This window comes from Thermosynechococcus vestitus BP-1 (genome assembly GCF_000011345.1).
In the GTDB taxonomy this organism is placed as follows: Bacteria; Cyanobacteriota; Cyanobacteriia; order Thermosynechococcales; family Thermosynechococcaceae; genus Thermosynechococcus; species Thermosynechococcus vestitus.
The window spans coordinates 2,309,105-2,335,000 of the sequence record NC_004113.1 but is presented as its reverse complement, the minus strand read 5'-3'; the positions used below and the strand labels follow the sequence as shown (position 1 = coordinate 2,335,000).

Here is a 25,896-nt window from a genome sequence, read left to right as displayed (position 1 = left end):
GGGGGTCAGCGGTTCGAGTCCGCTTACCTCCACGTCAAACCATTGATGGGATGACGTGTCTGCTCAGCGAAACGCTAGTAACAGAACCTTGAAAACTAAATAGCGATTAGTCAGGTAGTTATCTTAGGTAGAACGATCATTTGTTCTATCTAGAAACACAGACACCAATGTTGACTGTGGTCAAGCTACAAAGAGCCTACGGTGGATACCTAGGCACACAGAGGCGATGAAGGACGTGGATACCGACGATACGCTTCGGGGAGCTGGAAACAAGCTTTGATCCGGAGGTCTCCGAATGGGGCAACCCAGTAACTCTAACGCCAATCCATAACGTTAGAGGGCGAACCTGGCGAACTGAAACATCTTAGTAGCCAGAGGAAAAGAAAGAAAACTCGATTCCCTTAGTAGCGGCGAGCGAAAGGGGAACAGCCTAAACCAACGGGCTTGCCCGTTGGGGTCGTGGGACAGCAACATGGAATTGGGCGGCTAGACGAAGTAGTGGAATGCTACACCAGAGAAGGTGAAAGTCCTGTAGTCGAAAGCTTAACAATCCTAGCTGTATCCCGAGTAGTCCGGAGCACGTGGAATTCCGGATGAATCTGCGAGGACCACCTCGTAAGGCTAAATACTCCTGTGTGACCGATAGCGCATAGTACCGCGAGGGAAAGGTGAAAAGAACCCCGGAAGGGGAGTGAAATAGAGCATGAAACCGTAGGCTTACAAGCAGTCGAAGCTCGATTTAACGAGTGACGGCGTGCCTGTTGAAGAATGAGCCGGCGACTTATAGGTACTGGCAGGTTAAGGCAAAAATGCCGAAGCCATAGCGAAAGCGAGTCTGAATAGGGCGTTTGTCAGTACTTATAGACCCGAACCCGGGTGATCTAACCATGGCCAGAATGAAGCTTGGGTAACACCAAGTGGAGGTTCGCACCGACCGATGTTGAAAAATCGGCGGATGAGCTGTGGTTAGGGGTGAAATGCCAATCGAACCCGGAGCTAGCTGGTTCTCCCCGAAATATGTTGAGGCATAGCGGTTGTGATTATAGCAGGGGGGTAAAGCACTGATTCGGTGCGGGCTGCGAGAGCGGTACCAAATCGAGTCAAACTCTGAATACCCTGTGTACACACAGCCAGTCAGACGGTGGGGGATAAGCTTCATCGTCGAGAGGGAAACAGCCCAGACCACCAGCTAAGGTCCCCAAATCATCACTAAGTGGCAAAGGAGGTGGGGATGCTCAGACAACCAGGAGGTTTGCCTAGAAGCAGCCATCCTTAAAAGAGTGCGTAATAGCTCACTGGTCAAGCGTTCCTGCGCCGAAAATGAACGGGACTAAGTGATGTACCGAAGCTGTGGACTTACTACGTAAGTGGTAGGGGAGCGTTCTGCACTAGTTTGAAGCACTAGCGTAAGCAGGTGTGGACGAAGCAGAAGTGAGAATGCCGGCTTGAGTAGCGAAAACATTGGTGAGAATCCAATGCCCCGAAACCCCAAGGGTTCCTTCGGAAGGCTCGTCCGCGAAGGGTTAGTCGGGACCTAAGGCGAGGCCGAAAGGCGTAGTCGATGGACAACTGGTCAATATTCCAGTACTCATCTTGGTTTGTGCAGAGGGACGAAGAAGGCTAGATCAGCCGGATGTTGGTTACCGGTTCAACTGTCCGAGGTGTTGAGGAGCGGTGAAAACGCTCTGAGCTGAGGCAGGAGTACGACCCACTACGGTGGGGAAGTGATTGATGTCATGCTTCCAAGAAAAGCTCTAAGCACGTTAAGCCAAGATACCCGTACCCGAAACCGACACAGGTGGGGGGGTAGAGTATACCAAGGGGCGCGAGATAACTCTCTCTAAGGAACTCGGCAAAATGGCCCCGTAACTTCGGGAGAAGGGGTGCCACCGAGAGGTGGTCGCAGTGAAGAGGCCCAGGCGACTGTTTACCAAAAACACAGGTCTCCGCTAAGTCGTAAGACGATGTATGGGGGCTGACGCCTGCCCAGTGCCGGAAGGTTAAGGAAGCCGGTCAGCGCAAGCGAAGCTGGCGACCGAAGCCCCGGTGAACGGCGGCCGTAACTATAACGGTCCTAAGGTAGCGAAATTCCTTGTCGGGTAAGTTCCGACCCGCACGAAAGGCGTAACGATCTGGGCGCTGTCTCGGAGAGAGGCTCGGCGAAATAGAAGTGTCTGTGAAGATGCGGACTACCTGCACCCGGACAGAAAGACCCTATGAAGCTTTACTGTAGCCTGGAATTGGGTTCGGGCTTTGCTTGCGCAGGATAGGTGGGAGACGTTGAAGTATCCCTTGCGGGGGATATGGAGTCGCCAGTGAGATACCACTCTGGCAAGGCTAGAATTCTAACCTTCTGCTGTTAGCCAGCGAAGGAACAGTTTCAGGTGGGCAGTTTGACTGGGGCGGTCGCCTCCTAAATGGTAACGGAGGCGCGCAAAGGTTCCCTCAGGCTGGTCGGAAATCAGCCGTAGAGTGCAAAGGCATAAGGGAGCTTGACTGCAAGACCTACAAGTCGAGCAGAGACGAAAGTCGGCCTTAGTGATCCGACGGTTCCGCGTGGAAGGGCCGTCGCTCAACGGATAAAAGTTACTCTAGGGATAACAGGCTGATCTCCCCCAAGAGTTCACATCGACGGGGAGGTTTGGCACCTCGATGTCGGCTCATCGCAACCTGGGGCGGTAGTACGTCCCAAGGGTTGGGCTGTTCGCCCATTAAAGCGGTACGTGAGCTGGGTTCAGAACGTAAATCATTGCGTCACTCCACAGTAATGTGGAGCAGCAAACCGACTAAAATCGGTAGAATCTTAATCAGTGACCGAACGGCTGGTTGAGACAATACCGAGGGTAAGCAAGGGTCTCGTGACGGACAACTTAACGCTGAGTTACATTGCTGGCTTTCTGGATGCTGATGGTTGTATCAATCTGCAACTAGTGCGACGCAAGGACTATGTCCTTGGCTATCAAATTCGTGCTAGTATCACCTTTTTTCAGCCTTCTTCTCATCGTTCCTTCTTGGAGTGGTTAAAATCAATCTTCCAAGTAGGATTCGTGAGGGATCGAAAAGATGGCGTGAGTGAATATGCCATCGTTGATACACCATCTGTTTTAGACGTGCTGGTGACTCTACGCAGTTACCTGAAGATAAAGAAGCCACAATGTGATTTAGCAATTACTGTTCTACAGGAGGTGGTTCACTCAAGGCGATTAACGCCTGAGCAGTTCCTGAAACTTGCTCAAAAAGTGGACCGCTTTGGTGAACTGAATGCTTCTAGAAAGCGTTCTATTCCTTCTGACCAAGTGGAGCAGTTCTTGAGATCACGACAACTCTTGATCCCGTAGAGACTGAAGCCTAGGCTTGAGTTAGCCATCAAGCGTAAGCTGAGATGCTCTGAGCTTGTCAGAGACATCAAATGTCGGCTCCTGATTCGTCAATGGCGAGAGTCAGGATGAAGATATAGTCCATGCTCGTAGTGATACGAGATCAACATGCGTGAGACAGTTCGGTCCATATCCGGTGCAGGCGTAGGAGCATTGAGAGGAGTCCTCCTTAGTACGAGAGGACCGGGAGGAACGCACCTCTGGTGTACCTGTTATCGTGCCAACGGTAAACGCAGGGTAGCCATGTGCGGAGTGGATAACCGCTGAAAGCATCTAAGTGGGAAGCCCACCTCAAGATGAGTGCTCCCATGGCATAAGCCAGTAAGGTCACGGGTAGAACACCCGTTAATAGGCTCCCGATGGAAGTCCAGTAATGGATGAAGTCTAGGAGTACTAATAGACCGAGGGCTTGACCTCATCAATCAACAGGTGTCTGAGTGAATTAACTGTACTGACAATTGCTATTTAGTTGAAAGGTTATTTTCGTTGAACTTATCTAGCAACTCCTTAGTCTAGGTTCTCAACTGAAAATTAAGACTTTGCCTAGTGCCTATAGCGCGGCGGAACCACGCTGATCCATCCCGAACTCAGAGGTGAAACGTCGCAGCGGTGAAGATAGTAGGAGGGTCGCCTCCTGCAAAAATAGCTCGGTGCTAGGCAAAATATTTAAGCTACCCCATCTAGGTTCTCTGGGTGGGGTCTTGACTTTTAAGAAACGTCTAAGGGATGACTGGTTTTGGATAGGGGGGTGACATTGATGATCCCCTGTACCAAGCAGGATTGGTTAATTGCGCCAAGCCATTGATCGGAGTCAAGCGCCTCAACCCGTCAATACGGCTCAAAGAGGGGAGCAGTTTCGCCAGCTCCTGAGTGTTCCCTCTCCGGTGCAGTGATGGTTGCTTCAGGGATTTATCAGGAATATCCCGCTGAGATTCAGTTGGCCCTCCATGCCCTTGGGGAGCCCTTGCCCTTGAAAGTCATTGAGATCCTCATCGGGAGGAACTGTGTGTCTGTGATCTGTGCGATCGCCTGCACCTGCGGCCCTCAAAGCTCTCGTTTCATCTGTGGGCACTGCGGCAAGTCAATCTCGTGCTGTCGCGCCAACAGGGGCGGTGGGTTTATGACCGCTTAGATCGGCCCCAATTTGCAACTGTCATCGCCTATTTGCAGCAGTTTACAGTGGGGGAGATAGTGCCGGCTTGTGTCTGTTCTTAGAAATCAACGCCGCGCTTGAGATCAACGCCCTTCTCAGCATAGTGCTTGTGGCAGATCATCTCCGAGTGAACGCTGGCGAGTTCAAAGTAGGCGGGGGGATATTTGCAGCGACCGGTAATGATAATTTCAGTGGTGCGTGGCTTGCGTAGGAGTGTTTGCACAATGGGTTCGACGGGCAAAAGTTCAAGGTCAACGGTGGGGTTGAGTTCGTCGAGAATAATTGTTTTGTAAAGCCCGGAGGCAATGGCAGCTTGGGCAATTTCCCAGCCGCGTTCGGCTTCAATGTAGTCAATTTCCTGCTGTTGACCGCGCCAGACAATGGCATCCCGACCACAGCGGTGGTGATCCACTAAATGGGGATAGCTTTCCTTGAGGGCAGCGATCGCGGCATCTTCGGTATAGCCTTGCCCTCCCTTGAGCCATTGGAGAATCAGGACACGGTGGGATTGGTCGCGGCTAATTCCTTTGCCGATCGCTTGCAGGGCTTTGCCGAGGGCACTGGTGGACTTACCTTTACCGTCACCCGTATAGATTTCAATCCCCTCAATGCCCTGCTCTTGGGCAGTGGGATGAACAAGGGGACGCATCTCGGAGTGGAGGTCAGCAATTTGCAGAAGCTGGGCAGGGGCGCCGCGGCCAGTGGCAATAATCTCTAGATGTTCGGGCTTGCGGCGGAGGGTGTTGACGACTTCATCAACGGGCAAAAGGCCTAAATCTAAGACAGGGTTGAGTTCATCTAAAACAATGACGGAATAGAGACCAGAGGCGATCGCCCCCTTAGCAATATCCCAGCCCCGCTGTGCCTCTTGGCGATCGAATTTGGTAATTTGCTCAGCAGTGAAGTATTCGGCTCGTCCTGTCCGCACTTGATCAATTAAGTGAGGAAACCCCCGTTGCAGAGCTTCAATGGCGGCATCTTCGGCGTAGGCACGACCGGGTCCTTTGAGAAAGCGCAACAGCAGTACGCGAGTGGGCCATGCAGAGGCAATACCCAGGCCAATGGAGCGCAGAACAACACCAAGAGCGGCTTGAGATTTTCCTTTACCGGCACCGTCATAGACATGGAGTTGGCCGCTCACTCGTCCGGGTCGAATTTGAGCGGTTTGAATGCCAATACCTGCACGGGTCATAGGAGGGTAAATAAAAGAACCTAGAGGGATTGTATCAAGAGGGGGGTGGGGTTTTGAGAACAACGGCTTCAACTGTTAAATCAGTGGGGGTGGTGCCAGTAATTGCCCAGCGGAGGGGCTGACCATGGGCTTGCAGGGCCTGTTCGATGGCATCATGGAAAGGCTGGGAAAGGTTGTGTCGTGGTAGGGTGAGACGGATAAATTCCGTTTCCATAGACTTTAAACAGGCTTAAACACTGATGACAACGACGGTGACATTGTCACGCCCGCCATGGGTTTTGGCTGCATCCACAAGGGCAGCAGCAGCTTTTTGAACATTGGGTTCACTGAGGTAGATACTGATGACGTCATCTGTGAGTTCTTCGGTCAGGCCATCACTGCACAGCAGCAGGCGATCGCCCGGCTCTAGGTCGATGGGCTGAATATCAATTTGGCTGAGGTCCTCGCGTCCTAAACACTGGGAGAGCACATGGCGCCACGGATGCTGCCGCGCCTGCTCAATGGTCAAGCTACCCAGTTGCACGGCTTGAGCAATCCACGTGTGGTCGCTGGTAATCTGCTGGAGTTGATCTTTGCGCCAGCGGTAGATGCGGGAGTCGCCCACATGGGCACACCAAGCGCGATCGCCCTTTTCATCAAGTAGAATCACCACAGCCGTCGTACCCATATCGGCACGGGCACTGTTTTGGCGCTGCTGCTCAACAATAGCATGATTGGCTGCAAGAAAGGCTTGGCGGAGTAGAGTGACGGGGTCGTGCTGCAGGTCTTCAAGGTGGGTTTCCAAATACTGCCGAATGTGATCGACGGCTAAACGACTGGCTTCCTCGCCGCCGGCGTGTCCCCCCATGCCATCTGCAACAATAAAAAAGCGCTGATGCTTTTCATCAATATAAAAAGCATCCTGATTGCTTTTGCGAATCAGACCACAGTCAGTTAAGCCAGCAACGTCCATGACCCCCCTGTCCTGGGTTTCTTGCTAAAACATCTTTTCATACTTATCGAGTTTAAGCATTAGCCGCCAATAGAGGATACCAAACCATACCGCTAAGGCGGCTGCCACACCTGCAAGGAGAAGATACTGGTTAACGAATAAAATTGTCGCCGCCAGGGAAAAACTGCCAATGAGCACGACATAATTTAGCCCTAAGTTAATGTTACTCAAGCGCCGCAGAATGCGATCGCTCTCACTGGAACGGACGCGCAAGCGCAGGTCACCGTTTTCAAGTTTATCGAGTACCTCTTCAAGGCGACGGGGCAAACCAATGGCACTGCTGCCCACTTGAGCGGCTTGCCGACTCAGTTCTGAGAAAAGACTGCCATTACTGGGATCGGGAAGGTTTCCGTTGGTCATAAGTTCGGTCGCAAATGGTTGGGCAACTTGCATGAAGTTAAAGTCTTTATCCAGTCCCTTGCCCACGCCCTCGAGGGTGGAAAAGGCGCGCATCACAAAGGTAAATGTGGCAGGAAACCGAAAGGGTTGGTCATAGGCAATTTCGTAAAGGTCATCGCTGATTTGAGCCACCGATTGGGTTTCAAAGGACTGGTTCATGAAATTGTCGAGGAGATACTGAATCGAGCGCCGCACGGGCCCTAGATCCCCTGTGGGTACCAACGCCCCTAGCTCTACAAGGCACTGTACCACCTGTTCAGCATCCCGCTGAGCAATGCTTAAAAATGTTTTCAGCAGCTTATCGCGGGTGACGGGTTGAATGCGCCCCATCATGCCAAAGTCGTAGAAAATGAGTTGGCCATTGGGGCTAACGGCAATGTTGCCCGGATGGGGGTCAGCGTGGAAAAAGCCATCGTTGAGAACTTGGTAGAGGTAGGCCTTGGCACCCAGTTCTGCCAAGCGTTTGCGGTCTAGGCCAGCGGCTTCGAGGGCTTCGTAGTGGCTGATTTTAATCCCCGGTAGGTACTCAAGGGTGAGGACGCGCCGTGAGGTGTAGCGCCAATAGACGCGGGGGACACAGGCCCACTCGCGATCGCGAAAATTGCGGCGGAACGTGTCGGCATTGCGTCCCTCGTTGAGGTAGTCAATTTCTTCGTAGAGAATGCGACAACACTCATCGTAGATGCCCATCCAATCGCGCCCTTGACCCCATTTGGGATGGTTCTGAAAATACTGGGCAATGCCCTTGAGAATAGCAAGATCGATGTCAAAGAGCTGCCGTAGGCCGGGGCGTTGAACTTTGACAACCACCTCTTCCCCAGAAAGCAGTTGGGCTTTGTGAACCTGGCCAAGACTGGCGGCGGCCATGGGGATGGGGTCAAAACTGCGAAACAGTTCAGGAATAGGGCGGCCAAAGTCCTCGTAGATGATTTTTGTAACGAGCTCGTAACTAAAGGCGGGGACGCGGTCTTGCAGTTTGCTGAGTTCTTCGACGTATTCGCTGGGAAAGAGATCGGCGCGGGTGGAAAACAGTTGCCCCAGTTTGATGAAGGTAGGGCCAAGATCAAGGAAGGTTTCGCGAATCCAAATGGCTTGGGCCCGGCGTCGCGCCGCCCGTTTGGCATCCGTCATACCGCCCCAGTAGCTCCAAGATTGGGTGAGGAGCCAGCGGCCAAAGAGAAATCGCCAGACAAAAAACCAAATATCAAAGAAGCGCCGCGTTTTCGAGTAACGCTCGCGATTCCAACGGTAGGATTTGCCGGTGGGGGTCAAACTGGCCGAAGCTGGTGTGGACACGCGTTTTTCCCTAGTGGGTAATCTCAAAAAATTGTAACGAATCCCTAGGGATACCGCCCTTTTTTTGAACAGGGGAGACATCAGCGCCATGCAATCTTCTCTTAAAAAGGCTTTTGCGGTTTATGCCACCGCAGGGGGTGATCCTAAAAAGGCTACAGGGCATAGCGATCGCGCCCCATGCCGAGGGCAAAGCGCAGGGAATCAGGCAGACTTTTACTACTGGCGGTTAAAAAGAAGGCCAACCCTAAGAGGCTAAAGACCGCCCCCATGCGAAAGATGACGCGATAGCCCCAATGCTCAACCAATCCCCCCAGTAGGGGACCTGCGAGGGCCATTCCCAGATCAAAACCGCCTAAACTGAGGCTGAGAACCCGTCCGCGCTCCTGGGGGGTGGAGCGATCGGCCATGAGGGCAGCCACCATGGGAATCAGGACACCGCCGGCAAGACCTTCAAGAATCGCTGCCCAGAGGACATCCAAGGGGGTCTGGGCTTGGGCGAGGAGCACCATTGAGACGACATAGGCGGCAAGGCTGGCGGAGATGAAGATCCCCCGTCCCCAGCGATCGGAGGCAGCGCCCGTAAGGACACGACCGATAAAGCTGGCGATCGCTGCGACGGAGTAAAACAGACCTGGGGATACCCCCAACTGCTCGGCGGCCATAAAGAGGGGAATAAATGTGGCGATCGTGCCAAAGGTCAAGCCGACACTCAACATCACTAAGCTAGGAATCCGCAGCCGTTCTGAAAGCAATAACCGCCAAAAGAGGGTTGTCTCTGCAGGCAGCTCTCCCGACTCCTGCGCCCTATTCACCGCCCGCACCCCTGCGGCAGCCATGCAGCCAAGGGCAGCCAGTGTGCTGGCAACTATAAAGACCCAGTCATGGCCGTAGTGCATTTGCAGCCAACTGCCCAAACTGGGCCCAAGGGCGACACCAATGGGATGGACAAGGCTAGTGTAGCCAATGATTTCGCCGCGATGTTGGGGTGGGGCAATATCCGTCACCAGCGCCATGTAACCGGTGGTAAAGCCGGCAATGCTCACGCCATGGAGCAGGCGCACGGCTATCAGGAGCGGTAGGTTGTGGCTGAGGATGTAAAACAGGGGGGCGATCGCCGCCACAGCGAGGCCAATGAGCAGGGTAATTTTGCGTCCCCGGCGATCGGCTAGGGGCCCTAACCAAGAGCGAGAACCCAGCAGCCCCACGGCAAAGGCACCCATGACAAACCCCACCTGATGGGGCGTGCTCCCCTTCTGGGCGATGTAAAGGGGTAAGGTGGGCAACATTGCAGCAATGCTGGACCAAAACAACAGACCTGCCAAGATCAGCCGGAGGAGCGTTTGTCGTAGGGGTGGGGCGAGTTTTAACAGGACAACCACAAATTCCCCTTGTTAACAAAACGTTACAGTCTCTATTCTAGCCAAGGAATTAAAAAGGCAGCTCCCCCTGATTGATCTCAGGGGCGGTGGGGGGGTCACCCATTGAGCTCTTGCGCAGTCCGACGGTAATTCTGCTGTGCTTCTCGATTTGGCACATTACTTCGCGGGCACGTTGAATCACGACCGCAGGCAAGCCGGCAAGGCGCCCGGCTTCAATGCCGTAGGAGCGATCGGCACCACCGGGCTTCACTTGGTGAAGAAAAATAATTTCGTTGGGGAGTTCTTTGACGACCACTTGATAGTTGGCCACGTTGGGCAGGAGCGTTGCCAGTTGATTGAGTTCGTGGTAATGGGTGGCAAAAATGGTGCGGGATTTGAGGATGGTGGCCAGATATTCTGCTACGGACCACGCGATCGCGAGGCCATCAAAGGTGGCGGTGCCGCGGCCAATTTCATCCAAGAGCACAAGGGAGCGATCGCCCGCATGGTTGAGGATGTTCGCCGTTTCATTCATCTCCACCATAAAGGTGGATTGGCCAGTGGCGAGATCATCAACGGCCCCCACGCGAGTAAAAATGCGATCGCAGATTCCCAAGGTGGCACTGGTGGCGGGCACATAACTGCCCATTTGCGCCAGCAGTTGAATCAGACCCACCTGCCGTAGATAGCAACTTTTGCCGCTGGCATTGGGCCCCGTCAGCACCATCAAATCTGCCCCTGTCCCCAGTTGCGTATCATTGGGAACAAAAAAGCCAGCCGGTAACGTTTGCTCGACAACGGGGTGACGGCCACCGCGAATGCAAAGCTGGCGATCGCGGGTCAGTTGGGGTCGGCAATAGCCCTGATACAGCGCCACCTCAGCTAACCCCAAAAGGGCATCCACCGCTGCTACTGCGGCCGCAATCTCGCGAATCGTTGAGGCCTGAGCAGCCACCTGCTCCCGCAACTGGACAAAGTATTGGTACTCCAGTTCAAAAAGATGGCTTTGAGCCGCCAATAGCCGTGCTTCCCGTTCCTTGAGCTCAGCCGTAATAAAGCGTTCCTCATTGGTGAGGGTTTGCTTGCGGATGTAGTCATCGGGCACTTGGTTCAGCTTGGCGCGGGAGACACTGAGGTAATAGCCAAAGACTTTGGTGTAGCCCACTTTCAGCGTACTAATGCCCGTACGCTGTCGCTCTTGGGCTTCGAGATTGAGAATCCACTGTTGATCCTGCTCGATTTGCTGGCGCTGCTGATCCAGTTCGGGATAGGCACCGGGGCGTAGAATCCCCCCTTCGCTGAGACTAGTGGGGGGTTGATCTACCAGCGCCGCACTGAGGGTGTCCGCCAATTGCTCAATCACCGGTGGCAGTTGAGCCAGCGCTTGCAGATAGGGAGAGCTCGTGTTCGCAACCACTGCTGCCAAAGAGACTAAGGTGCGAAAGGAGTCCCGCAGCGCTGCTAAATCCCGCGCGTTGGCAGTCCCTGACCCCGCCCGACCGGCCAGGCGTTCAAGGTCATAAATTTCCTGAAGATGGCGATGCAGACTCTGGCGCAGGCTACTATTGGCCATCAACTCAGCAATGGCATCCTGGCGAGCCGTGATCTCCTCAATATCAAGGAGGGGTTGCAGCAGCCAACGGCGGAGCAGGCGTCCCCCCATCGCAGTTGCCGTGCGATCAATCGCCCACAGGAGTGAGCCTTGAAAACTGCCGTCGCGCACGGTTTGGGTGAGTTCGAGATTGCGGCGAGTTTGCGGATCGAGAAACAGATACTGTTGCAGGGAATAGGTGCTGAGGTTTTGCAGGGGGACAGGCTGCTGGCGGTGGGTTTCATCCAAATAGGCCACCAGTCCCCCAGCGGCGCGCAGGGCAAGGGGCAGATGTTCACAGCCAAAGCCTTCTAGGGATTTCACCTGAAAACGTTGACACAGGCGTTGCCGCGCTGCTGCTGCCTGAAAATCTTCGGGCGATCGCAGCGTGTAGCACCACTGGGGTGGCAATTCTGGGGGCAATTGATCCTTACCTTCGCCGGGGCGCAAGACGCGATTAATGTCCGGCGCTTCAGTAGGCAGGAGGATTTCTGCCGGTTGCAAGCGGTTGAGTTCTGCCACTAGATCGGCGCGATCGCTCCCTTGGGTGGTACAAAACTCCCCCGTGGAGACATCGGCATAGGCCAACCCCCAATGGTTGCCAGAAAGCACAACAGCAGCTAAAAAATTATTGCGGCGCGGTTGAAGCAGCTCCGTATCTAAGACCGTTCCCGGTGTAAAGACTTGGGTCACTTCCCGCTTCACCAATCCTTGGGCTTGGGCGGGGTCTTCCACTTGATCGCAGATGGCAATGGCATAACCCTTTTCAATGAGGGTGCGGCAATAGCGTTCAAGGGCATGGTGGGGAATGCCGGCCATGGCCACCCGTCCCACTTCCTTGCCTCCCTCTTTGCCGGTGAGCACCAGTTCCAATTCGCGGGCAACTGTGCAGGCATCCTGAAAAAAGGTTTCGTAGAAATCCCCCACCCGATAGAGCAGCAAAGCGTGGGGATAGGCGTCCTTGAGTTCAGCATAGTGCTGAAGCATCGGTGTCAAGAGCGATCGCTCCACCTCATCGTGGCGCACCTGTAAACCAGGGTTACGTCCTAAGCGCAAGGCAGAGGATTCAGCCTCAGAATGGGTCAGCGGGCGATCGTTGGACATAGCAACGTCACAACTTCCTGTGGTGTGCTCCAGGGGAACTTTATATTTTATAGTTTTCCCTATCGTGGCGTAGAGCGCTTAATACTCATCCCCTGTCGTCTCCATAAAGAGCCATTCCGCCAGCCCAGAACTGTGTTCGCCAAGAATTGCCAGCGCCTCCTGAAAACGACTGCGTTGAACATTGGCCTTGCTGATGCGCTCTGGATAGGTGGTCAGCAGCAGATAGGGTTGGCTTTCACTGGATTGGACAAAGGTTTCCACGCCAGACACCAGTGGATGCATCTCAAAAAAATGATGCAGGGCCATAGCCTGGTCAAGGGTTTCCGCAACCACAAAGCCGAGGTAACGGCTGAGGGTGTCCCAAATGGCATCACCATCACAACGGAAGCTGACCTCAACAAAGTAGCGCATCGCCACCTCGTACATACCTGCGGTTATCTTAACCGCTTTTATTGATTGGATTTTGACATACTCACCGCCCTAAAGTGCGATGATTCTTGACGCTTCATCGGGTGATGCTACCGAAGTAGTCTTACTCCCCCTCTGCGTCCATTTATAGTCGTGGCAATGCCCTATCCCGACTTTCTCTATGTTTCTTGCGGCATTTTCGTCTCTATCGTGCTCTGCGCCGCAGTTTATGCATACAACAGAGCGGACAGATAGATCGACTTTGCCCCATTTAAAACCGCATGTTGAGCAAGTCCGACTGGTTGGCTCCCATCGGTCGATAACAATGAACTCACGGTTTAGTTTCGTGCACTTAGCCTCAACTAAAACCCTGAATTCTCGCCAACCTTGCAAGCTAATTGCTCTAGCGAGTTTGCGGTTCTTCACCATTCCAGAGACATTCAAGTCTTCCAGTGTGATCACTTGGTTCTCGATAACCACGCGGGTAGACACTTTATGCAAGAAATCCCTGCGAATGTCTGAAATCCGACTATGAAGCTTAGCGATTTGCAGTCTTGTTTTCTCCCGCCGTTGGCTTCCTTTAACTTGACGGGCCAGTTTGCGTTGTTTTCGCCTGATCTTTTTGTCTAACTTGGAATAATCAGGGCCATCAATCTTTTCGCCCGTACTTAAAGTAGCAAACGCTTTAATTCCCAAATCAATGCCGATAGAAGGATTACTTGCAGGTTGATGAACTGGGTCGATCTCGACGACAAAACTGAGAAAATATCGATTTGCAGCATCTTTAATCACCGTAACTGAGCTTGGTTTAGAAGGAAGCTTTCTTGACCAAATTGGTCTGACATTACCAATCTTCGCTAGATAAACTTCTTCGCCTTTAATTGAAAAACCATAGGTAGTAAATCTGGCGGATTGTCTTTCTGTCTTCTTTTTAAATCTAGGAGGGTTGATCTTCTTGCCTTTTCGCCGACCTTTAATTGAATCGAAGAAGTTTTTATAGGCAACTCCTAAATCGGCAACGGACTGCTGTAACGGGACATTAGAAACATCAGACAACCATTGCCGCTCTGGTGTTTTCTTCCCTTGGGTAATTACTAGCTTTTGCAATTCACTAGTTTTTGGCAATGAATCAGATTGTTTACAAATTGCCAGTGCGTCGTTCCATACCACACGGACACAGCCAAACAACTGAGCTAGGCGTTGTCGTTGTTGGTCTGTGGGATAGAAACGATATCTATATCTAGCTTTCATTGGTTGTGCTATAATTGGTCTGTAGCTAGATTATAGGTTGGTCTACAGGCAATGTCAAGTCATCTTCGTAAAGGGAGACACAGTGTTACGGACCTAAAGATTCATTTGGTATGCGTGACTAAGTATCGCCGGCCAGTCCTTAGCGCTGAGGGATTAGAGCTGATCGAGAAATCGTTTCGAGAAGTCGCTAAGAAGATGGATTTCCAGATTCTTGAATTTAACGGCGAAGAAGACCATGTCCATGCGCTAATTGAGTACCCTCCTAAACTTTCTGTTTCGCAGATTGTAAATGCGCTTAAAGGTGTATCTAGTCGTCGATATGGAAAAGCTGCACTACCAAAACCCCATGAAGAATCACTTTGGAGCCCTAGTTATTTTGCGGCATCTGTTGGAGGAGCACCGTTAGAGGTGCTTAAGGAATATATTAGAAATCAAAAAAAGCCGTCCTAAAAGGATGGAGCTTGTATCCCATTTCATTGGTCAATTACCCGCAGAATCACCAACGTCATATCGTCGCTGCGCCGGCCCTTGGTATGGGTAAAGGTATCAACGGCATCAAAGATATAGTCCAATAGTGCCTGTGCCCCTAAACCTTTGGTGCACCCCTCTTTGACAACTGCTGCTAGCCCTTCTTCCTCAAAGCGTTTGCCCTTGGGATTATCGGCTTCTGTAATGCCATCGGTGTAGTAAATCACGGTGTCCCCCGGTTGGAGGCGTACTTCGGCTTCTTGGTATTGACTGCGGGGATCCAGGCCAATGAGCATACCGTAGGTGTCCAGCCGATGGATCATTCCGGTTTCAGCCCGCCATAGGAGGGGGGGCAGGTGGGCAGCATTACTGTAGGCGAGAATCCGGGTTTGTGGGTTGTACTCAGAGTAAAAGAGGGTCACAAAGCGGTGGGAGCTTTCTAAATCCGGCTGCATCGCCCGGTTGAGGTGCTGCAAAATGCGGCTGGGACGGTGACCATTCAGGGCTTCTGCCCGCAGCATGCCACGGGTCATGGTCATGATCAGTCCGGCGGGGACCCCTTTACCCATGACATCGCCAATGGCAATCCCCCAACGGCCTTGTTCAATCTCTTGTTGATCGCTGAGGCCATAGGTAATGGGAATAAAGTCGTAGTAGTCTCCTCCAACCCAACTGGCGGTGCGACACTCGGCGGCTAGCTCTAGGCCGTGGATTTTGGGACAGCGGTGGGGCAAAAGTCGCCGTTGAATTTCAGCACCAATTTCCAGTTCCCGATCCAAGCGCTGGCGATCGCGCAACTTTAAGGCCAATTCATCATTGGCAATGGCCACCGCCGTTTGATCCGCAATCACCTGCAACAGTTGCTGTCGCGTTTCATTCCACTCATAGGCCGGTTGCTGGCTAAAAACGTATAACCGTCCCCGCTCTGTGAGTCTGGAATCCTTGACGAGAATGGCGGTGGCGTAGAATTGAATGCCTTGGGGGAGACGTTCCCGCAGTTGCTGATCTAAAAGCTGCTCAAGTTGAGGGCGATCGCTCCCGGCATCGATTGCCGCCATACCAACGCTATTGGCAAGGGTACGGGTGGCGGTTTCTAGGGCAGCACGAATATTGGGGCACTGATCGCTGGCGTGACAATGGAGCTGTTCAAGACGGGCTTGGCCATCGGCGCGAAATAGGACCAATGCAGCGGCCTCCGCCTCCGTTACCCGACAGGTGATCAGCGGGATCAGTTCAAAAAATTGATTGAGATTATTGAAACTCCGCAGGGCAAAGCTCAGGGATGCCAATAGCTCCTGAATTTTGCTGTTTTCCCGCTGTAACCGCGACACCATTTCCTTGAGGGCGATCACCGGGCTAGAAGAGGTCGTAGAGGATGAGGGCAAGGCAGGTGACATGGTCAGTTACGCCAGCAAAAGCGTCAGTTGACTGTACAGCGTAGCGCAAAAAACGTCAAGATGAAAGGATTTAAGATTTTTTATGAAACTTTTAGAGCAGGTTGCCACTGACGATGCCGTTGCGATGGCTGAGGGTCATCAACGTCCCACCTAGGGCGATCGCCCCTCCCAAGCCGATGAGTAGCGGTTGCAGCCCCCACCACGTCTCCGCTAAACCAGCCACAGCCAAGGGCACACTGAGGGCAATATTGACCAGGTTATTTTGCAGGCCAAAGATAGTGCCCCGCTGTTCTGGTGGTGTCATCAGTTGGATGAGGGTTTGCAGGGGAATAGCCACAAAGGCGGCAAAAAAGCCTAACCCCACGATGTAGGCAATGCTCCAAGCCAAGGAGTCTAGACTCAGGGATAGGCCAAGGAACATCCCTCCCATCCCCCAACAGCCTAGCAAACTTGACCAGCCATAGGCAAAGCGCTTACCCACGGTATTCAACAGCAGTGCCCCTAGCCCGAGTCCGCCGGCGGCAGCGGCCAAGAGAAAACCAAATTGAGCCGTATCGAGGCTAGGTAAGATTTCCGCAAGGCGCACCACCAAAACAGACATGGCGGCCACAATGGCAAAGAGCAAAATAAGTTGCAGCAGCGCAAAACGCAGGGCAGGATATTCGCGCAAAAGCTGAAGGCCTTGGCGGAGTTCTTGCCACACTTGCCGAGGGCGACTCGGGGGCAGATGACACTGATCCGGTGGCCGCAGCAGCATCAATAGAAGGGCGGCCCCCCCATAGCAGCCACTCACAAACATGGCCCCACCCCACCGGGCATGCCAGTGGCTCGCCAGATGCAAAAGCGGCTCACCCGCCGCAAACCCGACAACGAGAGCCGCCATCATCGTCAGCGTGTAGAGGGAGTTGGCGGACATCAGATGGGACTTATCCACAAGCAGAGGAATGGCGGCCTGTTCGGCCGGGGCAAAAAACTGGGTTAAGCAGGAAATTGTAAACGTGATCAGCAACAGCGCCATAAAGCCAAACCACTGCCCGGCGCCAAGGAGAATCGTGATCGGAATTCCTAAAACGAGGAGGGCACGGTAGAGATTCGTAACAATGAGCACCTGTTTTTTTGACCAGCGATCCACCAGCACCCCCGCCACGGATCCAAGGAGAATGGCTGGAATTGTAAAGGCAATCATGATCGCCGATACCCAGCCACTGATGCTCTGGTTTGCCGCTTGGAAAAACTCCGTAGTCAGGGCAATGACAAATACAAGGTAAATTTTGTCGGCCAGCTGCGAGCAGACCTGTGCCAGCCAAAGAGCAATAAAATTGCGGTTTTGCCAGAGGGGCGGCACCGGGGGTAGGGGCAGATCCAAGGGAATGTCTTGCTGCTCAATGCTCATGGCTGGGACACCGCAACAGGCGAAAAACAACTATCAAGCAGGGGGGGCACCCGCAACGGTTGCTCCAGATGAAATTGCAGGTACTGGCGCAACACCCGCTCTAGGGAGAGCCAAACACTGAGGGGATAGGCCTCGGCTTGGGTGAGGAATTCATCCCGTGCTAAGAATTGCGTGGTGGGCATCGCGAGCCATTGCCCTAAACGAACTTCACTGGCTGTCAGCTGGCGATCGCCCCCCGCACCGGCAACAGACTCATTCCCCACTGGATGATCCGCCCTGATCCTAAAAACGCCGCCACCCGCAAAACTAAAACCTAATCGCCAGTCGGTATCCGCTGTAGGGACGGCGATTTTGCAGCCACTTTCGTGGCACTGGTACCATTCCGGGGCAATGCCCCCCAATCGCAGGATGCCGCACAGGCCGCGCACCAGTATCGCTAGGGCAGCGCGACTCGAAGCCCCCTGAAGCTGATCCAGCGTGGCACAGAACCAATCGAAGAGCTCCGGCTGGGGTTGCTGGGGATGAATTTGGTAGAGCACCACCTCACCGAGATATTGGGCAGCGGTCAGCGTGGTCAACTGGTGATGGAGGCCTTGGTATGTGGCTACTGTCTCTGCTTGAAGAATGCGGTCTAGATTGCGGCCGGGGCTAATAAAGAGGTCATTGACAACAAACAAATCCACCCGTCCCCCCAATCTTGAGCGGGAGCCACGGCTATGGGGAGCAACTAACTTCAGCAGCCCGCGATCGCGACTAAAGACACTGAGGAGGCGATCGCTTTCCCCCAAGGGCATGGCCTTGAGGTTAATGCCAATGGTACGGTAGGTGCGACCCATCCCAAGTATCCAGACAATTGGGCATTACTGCGGTGCAGATTCTCCAGGGGTAAATCGGTGATGATCTGCGGAAGGAGTGAGATCATTTTAAGGTTTTCTGTCTGTCACTTCTAGATTCAACAGGGCGATCGCCTTTACTTGTCAATGTTCCTTACTCATCCAGTCAGGGAGGCCAAGGCACCGCTGCGTACCCAAGCCTGTGACTTTTGCTTCAGAAAGCAGAAAATGTGGGTTAATTTTTAGGTGCGGCGTGGATAATGCCGAATCAACTGCTCGATGAGACTCGTGATAGCTTTCTGCGGTATCGTGGGTCTTTTGACTGCGCGCTGGTAACTTTTTCGTTATATTGCTAGTCGTAGTAAAGGCTTTGTGATTGGATAGGGAATCCCTGGGGGGCTGGTCATTGAGGATGCCGATGCTTCGTTGCAGGGGGGTGAGTTCAGATGTGATGGAATAAGGATTGAAGGGCGAATCCAGGCTACATCGCTTTCTCCGGGCGATCGCCGGAGTGTTGGAGCCTTACCCCATCTCACAGTTGGTCAAGGGCTTGGGCGTCGGGGGGTCCGCAGGTAAGGTTCCATCTCATCACTGGCGACATACAGCGGTTCCAATTGGACTGCGGGGCAAGATCGAAGCTAGAACCCTTACTGCGTAGGGCATCGACCCTACCTCACTAGAGGGGAAACCAGTGTACACGCGATTAGCCATGTTTGAAACCTATCACGCCTGGCGCGGCGAACAGGACGCGGGGAAGTACGAAGATATCCCCGGCTTCTGCAAGAGTGCATCGCTGGAGGAGATTCGCCATCACGGCTACGTGCTCACGCCCGGCCGCTACGTGGGCGCTGAAGTGCAGGAGGAGGACGACGAACCGTTCGCGGAGAAGATGCAGCGGCTGGTGGCCAAGCTGCGCGAGCAACAGACCGAGGCTGCCAGGTTGGATGAGGCGATCTGGAAGAGCCTTAAGGAGCTGGGCTATGACGGTTGAAGAGCGTTTGCAGGCGAAGCGCCAGGAAGTTTTGCGTGTCGCGGCCAAGCACGGCGCCCGTAATGTGCGCGTGTTCGGCTCTGTGGCGCGGGGAGAAGCCGATGCGGAAAGCGATATTGACTTTCTAGTTGAACTAGAGCCCGGCCGGACGCTTTTCGACCTGGGGGGCCTTCAGTACGAACTCGAGCAGCTGCTGGGCTGCCGAGTGGATGTGGTCACCGAGAGAGGACTCAAGGCTCGCATTCGCGATCGCGTTCTCCAAGAAGCTATGCTGTTATGAGAGATCCGAAAGAACGCCTGCAAGATATCCTGACCGCCATCGAAGCCATTGAGCGCTACGTACCCCGAGGCAAGGTGTCCTTCGAAGGAGACGAACTTTTGCAAGCCTGGTTTGTCCGCAACCTCGAAATCATCGGCGAGGCAGCCCGGGCGCTGCCCGACTCCATCCGAGCCCTTGCTCCCGACATCCCCTGGCACAAGATCATTGGCATGCGCAACATCCTGGTCCATGGGTACTTTGAGATAGATACCGAAATCGTCTGGGAGGCCGCCACCAGAGATCTACCTCTTCTCAAGCAGGCTGTGAAACGTTTGATAACCAAACTTGAGGAGCAAAGCCATGGCGGGTGAGTGGCGGGAAGTAAAGCTTAGCAATGTTACTGATAGCGGTCGTCCGCTTTTCGCCGGCGCGGATCTCAATCCGCATCAGATGGAGGCATTACTGAGTGCTCAACGCCAATCATAGTCTCTAACCCTAAATTTGGACTGAGGAAAGATCATGAGCAAGACCACAGAACAACAAATCGAAGAGCTACTCATTGAAAAGCTCCAGTGTCTGGGGTACACCTACCGCCCCGACATCCGCGACCGCGAGGCGCTGGAGCGCAATTTTCGCGCAAAATTCGAGGCCCTCAATCACGTCAAGCTCACCGACACGGAGTTCGCCCGCCTGCTCGATCAGATTGTCTCGCCCGACGTGTTTGCCTGCTCCGAGCGCTTGCGCCACCGCAACACCTTCGAGCGGGAGGACGGCACGCCGCTGCATTACCAGCTCGTCAACCTCAAGGACTGGTGCAAGAACGAGTTCGAGTTGGTCAACCAGTTGCGCATCAACACGCGCTCCAGCTTTCACCGCTATGACGTGATCCTCCTTGTCAATGGCCTGCCCCTCGTCCAGATTGAGTTGAAGGCCCTGCCCGTGAGCCCGCGCCGGGCGATGCAGCAGATCATCGAATACAAGCAGGACCCGGGCAACGGCTATGCCAAGACGCTGCTGTGCTTCATGCAGCTCTTCATCGTCAGCAACCGCAGCCTGACCTGGTATTTCGCCAACAACAATGCCGAGCACTTCCGCTTTGATGCCGACGAACGCTTCCTGCCCATCTACCAGTGGGCCACACCGGGCAACGAGAAGGTCGCACACCTCGATGACTTTGCTGAGGCGTTCCTCACCAAGTGCACCTTGGTGGAGATGATCAGCCGCTACATGGTACTGATCCAGACGGAGCGCAAGCTGATGATGATGCGCCCCTATCAGATCTACGCGGTCAAGGCCATCGTCGATTGCATCCACGAAAACCGCGGCAACGGCTACATCTGGCATACTACCGGCAGCGGCAAGACACTGACCTCGTTCAAGGCCTCGACCCTGCTCAAGGACAACCCCGACATCGCCAAGGTGCTGTTCGTCGTCGATCGCAAGGACCTCGATCGCCAGACCCGGCAGGAATTCAACCGCTTCCAGCCGGGATGCGTTGAGGAGAACACCAACACCGAAACGCTCGTCCGGCGCCTGCTCTCCGACGACTACGCCGACAAGGTGATCGTCACCACCATCCAGAAGCTTGGCCTGGCGCTGGATGCCAACCACCGCAAGGAATACCGCAAGCAGTTGGAGGCGTTGCGCGACAAGCGCATCGTGTTCATTTTCGACGAATGCCACCGCTCTCAGTTCGGTGAGAACCACAAGGCGATTCGCGAGTTCTTTCCGAGAGCGCAACTCTTCGGTTTCACCGGCACGCCGATCTTTGAGCAGAACGCTACGTACCGCACCATCGAGGGGCAAGAGGCCCGCATGGTCACTACCGCCGATGTGTTCGGCAAACAGCTTCACGCCTACACCATCACCCACGCCATCGACGACAAAAACGTGCTGCGCTTTCATGTCGAGTACTACAAGCCCGAGGGCGCGCCAGTGAAGCCTGGCGAGACGCTGGCCAAGCAGAAGGTCGTGGAGGCGATCCTCGAGAAGCACGACCAGGCCACCAATCAGCGCCGGTTCAACGCGCTTTTTGCCACCGCCAGCATCGACGACGCCATCGAGTACTACCACCTGTTCAAGGAAATCCAGGCCAAGCGCCAGGCTGAAGACGAAAACTTCCAGCCGCTCAATGTCGCTTGCGTGTTCTCCCCGCCCGCCGACGGCAACCGCGACATCGCCCAGCTTCAGGAAGACCTGCCCCAGGAGCTCGCTGACAACCGCAAGGAGCCCAACAAGAAGAAGGAGGCGCTTGCGGCCATCATCGCCGACTACAACGCCCGCTACGGCACCAACTTCGACCTGGCCACCTTCGATGGCTACTACCAGGACATCCAGCAGCGCATAAAGGATCACAAATACCCGAACAGGGACCTGCCGCACGAAAAGAAAATCGACCTCACCATCGTCGTGGACATGCTGCTCACTGGCTTCGATTCGCAATACCTCAACACGCTTTATGTCGACAAGAATCTCAAGCACCACGGTTTGATTCAGGCCTTTTCCCGCACCAATCGGGTGCTCAACGACACCAAGCCCTACGGCAACATCCTCGACTTTCGCGCCCAGAGAGCCGCCGTGGACGAGGCGATCACGCTTTTCTCCGGCGAGGCCGGGGAGCGCGCTCGCGAGATTTGGCTGGTCGATCCTGCTCCGGTCGTGGCCGACCGGTTTGCCAAGGCGGTTCAGGCGCTTGAAGCCTTCATGCAGTCGCAGGGGCTCGAATGCAAACCCGAGGAGGTGGCCAACCTCAAGGGCGACGAGGCCCGCGCCGCCTTCATCGAGCGCTTCAAGGAGGTGCAGCGGCTGCGCACCCAGCTCGACCAGTACACCGATCTCGACCCCGCTACGCGTGAGGCCATCGAGCAGGCCCTGCCCGAAGACACCTTGCGTGCCTTCCGCGGCGTGTACCTGGATCTCGCCCAGGACCTCAAGGCCCGCCAGGGCAAGAGCGCCGACCCGAACAACCCCGTCGAACAGCTCGACTTCGAGTTCGTGCTCTTCGACTCGGCCCTCATCGACTACGACTACATCATGAAGCTCATCGCCCGCTTCAGCGAAAAGGGGCCGAAGAAGCAGAAGATGACCCGCGAGCAGCTGGTGGGGATCCTGCGCAGCAACGCCAAATTCCTCGACGAGCGGGAGGAGATCATCGAATACGTGAACACCCTGAAGGAGGGCGAGGGCCTCAGCGAGCAGCAGATCCGCGCCGGATATGAGCGCTTCAAGGCCGAGAAATACGCGCGAGCCGTGGCCGAGATCGCCGCCCGGCACAACCTAGCGCCTGAGGCGCTGCAGGGCTTCATCGATGGTATCCTGCACCGCATGATCTTCAACTCCGACGCCCTCACCGAGCTGCTGAAACCGCTCGGCCTGGGCTGGAAGGTGCGGGCTAAAAAGGAGCTGGCATTGATGGAGGACCTGACGCCGCTTCTAAGGAAGCTCGCCCAGGGCAAGGAGATTTCAGGATTGGAGGTGTATGACCATGCCTGAGCAGAAGAAAGCTGTTGTCCCCCGCCTGCGCTTCCCCGAGTTCCGCAACGCCGGACCGTGGGAGGTGAAGCGACTGGGGGACATGTGTGACATGCAAGCCGGAAGCTTCATAAAGGCGAGTGAGATCCGTCTCGTTCCGGAAGCCGGTCTGAACCCTTGCTATGGAGGTAATGGCCTGCGTGGATATACGAAGTCTTTTACCCATATCGGTCGATTTCCGCTTATCGGTCGCCAAGGCGCCTATTCGGGAAACGTGCAGTTGGCCCAAGGAAGATTCCACGCTACAGAGCACGCAGTTGTTGTAACGCCAAAGCAATCAACAAACATCGACTTTCTTTTCTTCCTGCTCATTCGGGGGGAATTGTCCCGGCTCGCAACGGGTCAAGCCCAACCTGGCCTTTCCGTCGCTTCACTGAATTCCGTCAGTATCCCATTTCCAGCACTCCCCGAACAACAAAAAATCGCCGACTGCCTGTCGTCGCTGGATGAGCTGATCGAGCTTCAGGCGAAGAAGCTCGAGGCCCTCAAAGCCCACAAGAAGGGCCTGATGCAGCAGCTCTTCCCCCGCGAGGGCGAGACCACCCCCCGCCTGCGCTTTCCCGAGTTCCGCGACGCCGGGCCGTGGGAGGTGAAGCGGCTGGGGGAAGTGGCATGCGAGTTTTCGGACGGGGACTGGATCGAATCCAAAGATCAGTCCCCGGATGGCATTCGATTGATCCAAACAGGAAACATTGGCCTCGGTAAGTTTATCGACAACACTGAGAAGGCGCGGTTTATATCCGAAGAAACCTTTGAACGCTTGAGTTGCTCGGAAGTCTTTCCGGGTGATCTTTTGATTTCTAGGCTCCCAGATCCAGCTGGTCGTTGCTGCCTGATCCCTAACATTGGGAAAAGAATGATAACGGCCGTGGATTGCACTATTGTTCGGTTTGATCTGAAGCAAGCGCACCCGTACTTCTGTCTTTCATATTGCCAGACGGATCAGTACTTCAAGGAGGTGGCAGCAAGGTCTGCGGGATCCACCCGGACGCGAATCAGCCGGCAAAACCTCGCAGACGTTCGGGTCCCGCTTCCAACCTTACCCGAACAACAAAAAATCGCCGACTGCCTGTCATCGCTGGATGAGCTAATCGAGCTTCAGGCGAAGAAGCTCGAGGCCCTCAAAGCCCACAAGAAGGGCCTGATGCAACAACTTTTCCCGCAGGAGATTGACCTATGAACAATCAGGATCAAATCCGTCTAGGCAAGACACTCTGGGCCATCGCCGACACCTTGCGCGGCGCGATGAACGCCGACGACTTCCGCGACTACATGCTGGCCTTCCTCTTTTTGCGCTATCTCTCGGACAACTACGAGGAAGCCGCCAAACGGGAATTGGGAAGCGACTGGCCCCAGTTGCGGGAAGATGACCGCCGTTCGCCGCTGGCGGTGTGGTACGAGGAGAACCCGGACGACATCGAGCCGTTCGAGAACATGATGCGCCGCAAGGTGCACTACGTGGTTAAGCCCGAATACCTCTGGAGCAGCATCGCCGAGATGGCCCGCACCCAGGATGCCGAACTGCTCCACACCCTGCAAAAGGGGTTCAAGTTCATCGAGAACGAATCCTTCTCCAGCAGCTTCCAGGGGTTGTTCTCGGAGATCAATCTGGATTCGGACAAGCTCGGCAAGACCTACAAGCAGCGCAATGAGCGGCTGTGTACCATTATCGGGCGGATCGCCGAAGGCTTGGCGGAGTTTCCCCAAGAGCGCGATCTCTTGGGCGATGCCTACGAGTACCTGATCGGCCAATTCGCCGCCGGAAGCGGCAAGAAAGCTGGCGAGTTCTACACCCCGCAGCCCATCTCCAGCATCCTCTCGGCCATCGTCTCGCTGGATGCCCAGGATCCGGCCAACGGCAAACGGGAAAAGCTGGGCAAGGTGTATGATTTTGCCTGCGGTTCGGGGTCGTTGCTTTTGAACGTCGGGCGCCGGATGGGCAGGTACGGCGTCGGCAAGCTCTACGGCCAGGAGAAGAACATCACCACCTACAACCTGGCGCGCATGAACATGCTACTGCACGGTTTGAAGGACACCGAGTTCGAAATCTTCCACGGCGACTCGCTGCTCAACGAGTGGCTGCTCCTGCGCGAGGAAAACCCGGCGAAAAAGATCGAGTTCGATGCGGTGGTGGCCAATCCGCCTTTCAGCCTGCGCTGGGAGCCCGGCGAGGAGCTGGCCGAGGATTTCCGCTTCAAGGACTACGGCCTGGCCCCGAAATCCGCCGCCGACTTCGCCTTCCTGCTGCACGGGTTTCACTTCCTGCACAAGGAGGGCACGATGGCCATCATCCTGCCGCATGGGGTGCTGTTTCGCGGCAACGTGGAGGAGAAGATCCGCAAGAAGCTGCTGCTCGACGGCAACATCGACACGGTGATCGGGCTGGCGCCCAATCTTTTCTACTCCACCGGCATCCCGGTGTGCATCTTGGTGCTCAAGAAGTGCAAGAAGTTCGACGACGTGCTCTTCATCAATGCTGCCGAGCTCTATGAGAAGGGCAAACGCCAGAACCAGCTGCTGCCCGAACACATCGACAAGATCGTCGAGACCTACCAGTTCCGCCGCGAGGTGAAGGAAGAACTCGACAACGGCGCCCTGTTCGTCTCCCGCCGGGTGAGCATGGAGGAGATCGAGAAAAACGACTTCAATCTCAACATCACCCGCTACGTAAGCACAGCTAAATCAGAGCCGGAAATAGATCTGCAACAAGTTCATCAAGAGCTTGCTGAGTTGACTCGTAAGATAGAACAGGCTCGCGATCGGCATAATGAGTTTCTAAAAGAGCTCGGACTTTCAGAACTACCTTAGACAGGGGCGGCCGATTAATGGGAGTGATGAGCTATTGTCGAGTCTGCTGGACGGGTTCACTTCGCCGACGAAATAGAAGTTGAGGAGGTCGAGCGT

General features: G+C 54.7%; 19 protein-coding genes, 1 tRNA gene, 2 rRNA genes and 1 pseudogene (1 of these 23 running past the window's edge). 12 read left to right on the top strand and 11 right to left on the bottom strand.

Features of this window, described 5'->3' with window-relative positions:
- From TLL_RS11385 to TLL_RS13600, 5 genes are all read left to right on the top strand, one after another.
- Positions 1-32: transfer RNA gene (locus TLL_RS11385), tRNA-Ala, on the top strand (it extends 41 nt beyond the left edge of the window).
- Between the two features lie 146 nt (positions 33-178).
- Positions 179-2,811, top strand: a 23S ribosomal RNA gene (locus tag TLL_RS11375).
- Entirely contained in the window at positions 2,811-3,338 is a 528-nt protein-coding gene (locus TLL_RS13620; protein WP_011058080.1) for an LAGLIDADG family homing endonuclease, read from the top strand. Before TLL_RS11375 ends, TLL_RS13620 begins: the two co-directional genes overlap by 1 nt.
- 581 nt (positions 3,339-3,919) lie before the next feature.
- Positions 3,920-4,036: ribosomal RNA gene (rrf, locus tag TLL_RS11370) — 5S ribosomal RNA — on the top strand.
- A gap of 343 nt (positions 4,037-4,379) precedes the next feature.
- Entirely contained in the window at positions 4,380-4,592 is a 213-nt protein-coding gene (locus tag TLL_RS13600) for an ArsR/SmtB family transcription factor (RefSeq protein WP_315862520.1), read from the top strand.
- Here TLL_RS13600 and TLL_RS11360 read toward each other — a convergent pair.
- The 8 genes from TLL_RS11360 to TLL_RS11325 form a co-directional block, all read right to left on the bottom strand.
- A complete protein-coding gene (locus TLL_RS11360; RefSeq protein WP_011058078.1) occupies positions 4,589-5,722 on the bottom strand; it encodes a cob(I)yrinic acid a,c-diamide adenosyltransferase in 1,134 nt (377 codons plus the stop codon). The genes TLL_RS13600 and TLL_RS11360 overlap by 4 nt on opposite strands.
- A gap of 34 nt (positions 5,723-5,756) precedes the next feature.
- On the bottom strand, positions 5,757-5,936 hold the full coding sequence (locus TLL_RS11355; protein WP_011058077.1) for a hypothetical protein: 180 nt from the start codon (positions 5,934-5,936) through the stop codon (positions 5,757-5,759).
- A gap of 15 nt (positions 5,937-5,951) precedes the next feature.
- Positions 5,952-6,674 carry a Stp1/IreP family PP2C-type Ser/Thr phosphatase gene (locus TLL_RS11350; RefSeq protein WP_011058076.1) on the bottom strand — a complete coding sequence of 241 codons (723 nt, stop codon included), beginning with the start codon at positions 6,672-6,674 and terminating at the stop codon, positions 5,952-5,954.
- A 24-nt stretch (positions 6,675-6,698) separates the two neighbouring features.
- A complete protein-coding gene (locus tag TLL_RS11345; protein WP_011058075.1) occupies positions 6,699-8,498 on the bottom strand; it encodes an ABC1 kinase family protein in 1,800 nt (599 codons plus the stop codon).
- Between the two features lie 62 nt (positions 8,499-8,560).
- Entirely contained in the window at positions 8,561-9,787 is a 1,227-nt protein-coding gene (locus TLL_RS11340; protein ID WP_011058074.1) for an MFS transporter, read from the bottom strand.
- A 49-nt stretch (positions 9,788-9,836) separates the two neighbouring features.
- Positions 9,837-12,461 (bottom strand): DNA mismatch repair protein MutS, encoded by a 2,625-nt coding sequence (mutS, locus tag TLL_RS11335; RefSeq protein ID WP_011058073.1) that lies wholly within the window; start codon positions 12,459-12,461, stop codon positions 9,837-9,839.
- Positions 12,462-12,539: 78 nt separating this feature from the next.
- Positions 12,540-12,887 carry a hypothetical protein gene (locus TLL_RS11330; protein ID WP_011058072.1) on the bottom strand — a complete coding sequence of 116 codons (348 nt, stop codon included), beginning with the start codon at positions 12,885-12,887 and terminating at the stop codon, positions 12,540-12,542.
- 54 nt (positions 12,888-12,941) lie between these two features.
- Complete coding sequence (locus TLL_RS11325) at positions 12,942-14,120, bottom strand: RNA-guided endonuclease InsQ/TnpB family protein (RefSeq protein ID WP_011058071.1); 1,179 nt, start codon at positions 14,118-14,120, stop codon at positions 12,942-12,944.
- 51 nt (positions 14,121-14,171) lie between these two features.
- Here TLL_RS11325 and tnpA point away from each other — a divergent pair, with 51 nt between their 5' ends.
- On the top strand, positions 14,172-14,570 hold the full coding sequence (gene tnpA / locus TLL_RS11320) for an IS200/IS605 family transposase (RefSeq protein ID WP_011057219.1): 399 nt from the start codon (positions 14,172-14,174) through the stop codon (positions 14,568-14,570).
- Between the two features lie 23 nt (positions 14,571-14,593).
- Here the strand turns inward: tnpA and TLL_RS11315 are convergent, their stop codons facing one another.
- From TLL_RS11315 to recO, 3 genes are all read right to left on the bottom strand, one after another.
- Positions 14,594-15,985 carry a PP2C family protein-serine/threonine phosphatase gene (locus tag TLL_RS11315; RefSeq protein ID WP_011058070.1) on the bottom strand — a complete coding sequence of 464 codons (1,392 nt, stop codon included), beginning with the start codon at positions 15,983-15,985 and terminating at the stop codon, positions 14,594-14,596.
- Between the two features lie 91 nt (positions 15,986-16,076).
- Entirely contained in the window at positions 16,077-17,378 is a 1,302-nt protein-coding gene (locus tag TLL_RS11310; protein WP_011058069.1) for an MFS transporter, read from the bottom strand.
- A complete protein-coding gene (recO, locus tag TLL_RS11305) occupies positions 17,375-18,214 on the bottom strand; it encodes a DNA repair protein RecO (RefSeq protein ID WP_011058068.1) in 840 nt (279 codons plus the stop codon). The genes TLL_RS11310 and recO overlap by 4 nt, the downstream gene beginning before the upstream one ends.
- Positions 18,215-18,929: 715 nt before the next feature.
- Between recO and TLL_RS11300 the strand changes: the two are divergent.
- The 6 genes and pseudogenes from TLL_RS11300 to TLL_RS11275 form a co-directional block, all read left to right on the top strand.
- Positions 18,930-19,202: pseudogene (locus TLL_RS11300) on the top strand (N-6 DNA methylase); the annotation flags it as partial.
- The gene (locus TLL_RS11295) at positions 19,192-19,482 is read left to right on the top strand and encodes a nucleotidyltransferase family protein (protein WP_164921003.1); all 291 of its coding nucleotides are present in this window, start codon (positions 19,192-19,194) and stop codon (positions 19,480-19,482) included. The pseudogene TLL_RS11300 and the gene TLL_RS11295, both read left to right, overlap by 11 nt.
- The gene (locus TLL_RS11290) at positions 19,479-19,832 is read left to right on the top strand and encodes a DUF86 domain-containing protein (protein ID WP_011058065.1); all 354 of its coding nucleotides are present in this window, start codon (positions 19,479-19,481) and stop codon (positions 19,830-19,832) included. Before TLL_RS11295 ends, TLL_RS11290 begins: the two co-directional genes overlap by 4 nt.
- Positions 19,833-19,980: 148 nt before the next feature.
- Positions 19,981-22,953 (top strand): type I restriction endonuclease subunit R, encoded by a 2,973-nt coding sequence (locus TLL_RS11285; protein ID WP_011058064.1) that lies wholly within the window; start codon positions 19,981-19,983, stop codon positions 22,951-22,953.
- On the top strand, positions 22,940-24,172 hold the full coding sequence (locus TLL_RS11280; protein WP_011058063.1) for a restriction endonuclease subunit S: 1,233 nt from the start codon (positions 22,940-22,942) through the stop codon (positions 24,170-24,172). Before TLL_RS11285 ends, TLL_RS11280 begins: the two co-directional genes overlap by 14 nt.
- The gene (locus TLL_RS11275) at positions 24,169-25,800 is read left to right on the top strand and encodes a type I restriction-modification system subunit M (protein ID WP_011058062.1); all 1,632 of its coding nucleotides are present in this window, start codon (positions 24,169-24,171) and stop codon (positions 25,798-25,800) included. Before TLL_RS11280 ends, TLL_RS11275 begins: the two co-directional genes overlap by 4 nt.
- The last annotated feature ends 96 nt before the right edge of the window (positions 25,801-25,896 follow it).

Excerpts from the sequence above, each read along its gene's own strand:
- TLL_RS11285 (WP_011058064.1), top strand. The coding sequence starts at position 19,981 with ATGAGCAAGACCACAGAACAACAAATCGAAGAGCTACTCATTGAAAAG.
- TLL_RS11275 (WP_011058062.1), top strand. The coding sequence starts at position 24,169 with ATGAACAATCAGGATCAAATCCGTCTAGGCAAGACACTCTGGGCCATC.
- TLL_RS11360 (WP_011058078.1), bottom strand. The coding sequence starts at position 5,722 with ATGACCCGTGCAGGTATTGGCATTCAAACCGCTCAAATTCGACCCGGA.
- TLL_RS11355 (WP_011058077.1), bottom strand. The coding sequence starts at position 5,936 with ATGGAAACGGAATTTATCCGTCTCACCCTACCACGACACAACCTTTCC.
- TLL_RS11345 (WP_011058075.1), bottom strand. The coding sequence starts at position 8,498 with ATGGCGCTGATGTCTCCCCTGTTCAAAAAAAGGGCGGTATCCCTAGGG.
- TLL_RS11350 (WP_011058076.1), bottom strand. The coding sequence starts at position 6,674 with ATGGACGTTGCTGGCTTAACTGACTGTGGTCTGATTCGCAAAAGCAAT.
- TLL_RS11330 (WP_011058072.1), bottom strand. The coding sequence starts at position 12,887 with ATGTACGAGGTGGCGATGCGCTACTTTGTTGAGGTCAGCTTCCGTTGT.
- TLL_RS11310 (WP_011058069.1), bottom strand. The coding sequence starts at position 17,378 with ATGAGCATTGAGCAGCAAGACATTCCCTTGGATCTGCCCCTACCCCCG.
- mutS (WP_011058073.1), bottom strand. The coding sequence starts at position 12,461 with ATGTCCAACGATCGCCCGCTGACCCATTCTGAGGCTGAATCCTCTGCC.
- TLL_RS11290 (WP_011058065.1), top strand. The coding sequence starts at position 19,479 with ATGAGAGATCCGAAAGAACGCCTGCAAGATATCCTGACCGCCATCGAA.
- TLL_RS11315 (WP_011058070.1), bottom strand. The coding sequence starts at position 15,985 with ATGTCACCTGCCTTGCCCTCATCCTCTACGACCTCTTCTAGCCCGGTG.
- TLL_RS11280 (WP_011058063.1), top strand. The coding sequence starts at position 22,940 with ATGACCATGCCTGAGCAGAAGAAAGCTGTTGTCCCCCGCCTGCGCTTC.
- TLL_RS11295 (WP_164921003.1), top strand. The coding sequence starts at position 19,192 with ATGACGGTTGAAGAGCGTTTGCAGGCGAAGCGCCAGGAAGTTTTGCGT.
- recO (WP_011058068.1), bottom strand. The coding sequence starts at position 18,214 with ATGGGTCGCACCTACCGTACCATTGGCATTAACCTCAAGGCCATGCCC.
- TLL_RS11325 (WP_011058071.1), bottom strand. The coding sequence starts at position 14,120 with ATGAAAGCTAGATATAGATATCGTTTCTATCCCACAGACCAACAACGA.
- tnpA (WP_011057219.1), top strand. The coding sequence starts at position 14,172 with ATGTCAAGTCATCTTCGTAAAGGGAGACACAGTGTTACGGACCTAAAG.